The organism is Roseomonas rosulenta (assembly GCF_016106005.1).
Taxonomy (GTDB): domain Bacteria; phylum Pseudomonadota; class Alphaproteobacteria; order Acetobacterales; family Acetobacteraceae; genus Neoroseomonas; species Neoroseomonas rosulenta.
This window is the reverse complement of sequence record NZ_JACADR010000402.1, coordinates 1-2,911: the sequence shown is the minus strand read 5'-3', so window position 1 is coordinate 2,911 and position 2,911 is coordinate 1. Positions and strand designations below refer to the sequence as shown.

General features: G+C 71.7%; 4 protein-coding genes. All 4 read right to left on the bottom strand.

Translation table 11 applies throughout. The features are described 5' to 3' along the window. Positions 1-678, bottom strand: a 678-nt coding sequence (locus HW578_RS24940) for an MFS transporter (protein WP_232479263.1), incomplete at its 3' end; no start/stop codon positions are given. Between the two features lie 47 nt (positions 679-725). Beyond that, positions 726-1,787: an NAD(P)-dependent oxidoreductase gene (locus tag HW578_RS24935; RefSeq protein ID WP_369407972.1), complete on the bottom strand. Its 1,062-nt coding sequence runs from the start codon at positions 1,785-1,787 to the stop codon at positions 726-728. 68 nt (positions 1,788-1,855) lie between these two features. Continuing rightward, positions 1,856-2,173 carry a c-type cytochrome gene (locus tag HW578_RS24930; protein ID WP_198373396.1) on the bottom strand — a complete coding sequence of 106 codons (318 nt, stop codon included), beginning with the start codon at positions 2,171-2,173 and terminating at the stop codon, positions 1,856-1,858. A gap of 56 nt (positions 2,174-2,229) precedes the next feature. Next, positions 2,230-2,911: SDR family NAD(P)-dependent oxidoreductase (locus HW578_RS24925; RefSeq protein WP_198373395.1), on the bottom strand; the 682-nt coding region annotated here is incomplete at its 5' end.

Genomic DNA, 2,911 nt, shown 5'->3' with positions numbered 1-2,911 from the left:
CGCCGCCGCGCTGAACCCCGCCGTGGCCAGCACGAAGGCGAGCAGCGCCATGTCCCGCCCACCCGGCGGCGGCCCGGTCTCGCCCGCCGTCGCGGCGGCGGCCTTCGCGGGCGGCGGCGCGCGCGGCACCAGCAGCCGGTTGAGTGGCAGCCCGAGCACGACATGCAGCGCCGCCCACCCCAGGCAGGCGCCGCGCCAGCCCCATTCCGCCTCCATCAGCGCCGTGGTGGGCCAGCCCACCGTGCTGGCAAAGCCAGCGATCAGCGTGATGCCGGTGATGCTGTTGCGCGCCTCCTTGCCGTACAGGCCCGCCAGCGTGGCGAAGGCGGCGTCATAGAGGCCCATCGCCATGCCCACGCCCATCACCGCCCAGGCCAGGCCGAACACCACCGGCCCGGGTGAGAGCCCCATCAGCAGCAGCCCGACCGCGAAGACGATGTTCGAGAGCGCCAGCACGTCCCGCCCGCCGCGCCGGTCGATCGCGCGCCCGGCCGCCGGCCCGAGAAAGGCCGTCAGCAGCAGCGCGGCCGAGAAGACGCCGAAGATGGTGGCGCGGAAGACGCCGAACTCGGTGGCGATCGGCGCCGCCAGGATCGCCGGTAGGTAGTAGGAGGACGCCCAGGAGAGGGTCTGCGTCGTGCCGAGCACAGCGACGGTCAGCGGGCGGGAGGCGGTCATCGCCGCCATCCTCCCGCGCCCGCCGCGCCGCGCCAAGCCGGATCAGGTCACGCGTGGTCGGTGATGTCGCGGCCCAGTGCCGCGCGGTAGCGTTCGGCGACGCGCGCCTTGACCTCCGGGTTGATGATGCGCGGCGGGAAGCGCCCGGCGGCGAAGGCGGAGAACGCCTCGGCGGCGATGCGGGTGATCATCGCGCGGCTCTCATGCGTGACGCCCGCGGTGTGCTGGGTGCAGATCACTGCGGGGTGCGAGAGCAGCGGGTGGTCCGCCGGCGGCGGTTCCTGTTCCCACACATCGAGCCCGGCGGCGGCGATGTGCCCGGACTGCAGCGCGGCCAGCAGCGCGCCTTCGTCATGGATCGACCCGCGCGCGGTGGTGACCAGCACCGATCCCGGCTTCATCGCGGCGAAGGCATTGGCCGCCATCATCGCGCGGGATTCGGGCGTCAGCGGACAATGGATGGAGACGATGTCGCATTCCGCCAGCATCGCCGCCAGGTCGTCGAACTTCTCGGCGCCGCGGTCAGCCACCGTCGCGGCATCGACATAGGGGTCATAGGCCAGCACGCGGCACTGGAAGGCGGCGTGCAGGATGGCGGCGGTGCGCGTGCCGACATTGCCGATGCCGATCAGCCCCACGGTCTTGCCGAGCAGGTTGCGGCCCATGAATTCCTCGCGCCGCCGGGCGCGGCCCTCGCGCATCGCGGCGTGGCATTCGGGGAACCGCTTGAGCAGCGCCAGCATCATCCCGACGGCGTGCTCGGCCACCGCCTCGGCATTGCCGCCGGCCTGGTTGACCAGCAGCACGCCGGCGCGGGCGCAGGCGGCGGGTTCGATCGTGTCGTAGCCGGCCCCCTGGGAGGCCGCCATCAGCAGGTTGGGCAGCTGCGCCAGCAGCGTGTCGTTGACATGGAAGGGCTTGGGCAATTCGTCACGCGACGCGCGCACGTAGTAGCCCTGGCAGGTGGCGAGGATGTTCAGCGCCGCCTCCTCGCCGTCATCCAGCGTCAGGCGCACTAGTTCCAGCGCCGGGTCCTTCGCCGCGGTCTCCAGGAAGGACGGATGCGGCACCTTGACCAGGTAGCCGATGCGGAAGCGATCCTTGGACACGCGCGTTTCCCTCAACCGTTGTTCCGCGTTGCGTAGCGCGGGACGCGGGGGCGCGCCAGACCGCGCGGTCAGCGGCGCAAGGACAGCAGGTATGCCACGAGGTCGTCGAGCTGCTCGCGCGTCAGCCGGTAGTCCGGCATGTTCGCGTGCGGCGATTGCAGGAAGACGCGCAGCGACATCGAGGTGGTGGCGGGCATGGCGGCGATGGCGGCGAAGCTCGCCGCGGCATCGGTGGACGGCCCCGGTCCGCCCGGCGCGACCTGGTGGCAGTTCGCGCACCAGGTGGCGGCCAGGCGCTGACCGGAACGCGCATCGCCCGGCTCGGGCTGCGCCAGGGCGGGTGTGGCCAGGACGGCCAGAAGGCCGGGCAGGGCTGCAAATCGCATCGCCATCTCCGTCTTGAAGTCGTCAGTATCCGGCGTATCGCGCAGTCTGCCTTGCGTCAGGCCAAATAGACACCGCCATTGATGTGATAAACTTGTCCAGTGATCCATTCCGCGGCGTCGGAGGCCAGGTAGGCCATGAGCCCCGCGATCTCCTCCGGCCGGCCCATGCGGCCCAGGGGTAGCGCCTTCGCCATCTCGGCCAGTTCCGAATCCGTATTGCCGTAGCGCGGCTGCGCCGTGTCGGTCAGCCCGGGCGCGATGGCGTTCACGCGGATGCCATGCGGGGCGAGGGCCAGCGCCATCGACCGCGTGATGCCGATGATCCCGGTCTTGGTCGCGGAGTAATGCACCCCCAGCACCGCCCCGCGCACCGAGGAGGAGGACAGGTTCAGGATCACGCCGCGTATCCCGGCCGCCACCATGTGACGTGCGGCGGCCTGGGCGCAGAAGGCGCTGCCCTTCAGGTTCACGTCCAGCACGCGGTCCCATTCCGCCTCGGTCATCTCGAGGAAGGGCACGCGCGGGAAGATGCCCGCGTTGTTCACCAGCACGTCGATCCGCCCGAGCTGGTCGAGAGCGCCCTGCACCAGCGCCGCACAGGATGCCGCGGTGCCGACATCCCCCTGCACCAGCGCGGCGCGGCGCCCGGCGGCGCGCACATCCGCCGCCACCGCCTCGGCCGCCGCCTGGTCGTCGAGCCAGTTGATCGCCACGTCGTGGCCGGCGGCCGCCAGCGCC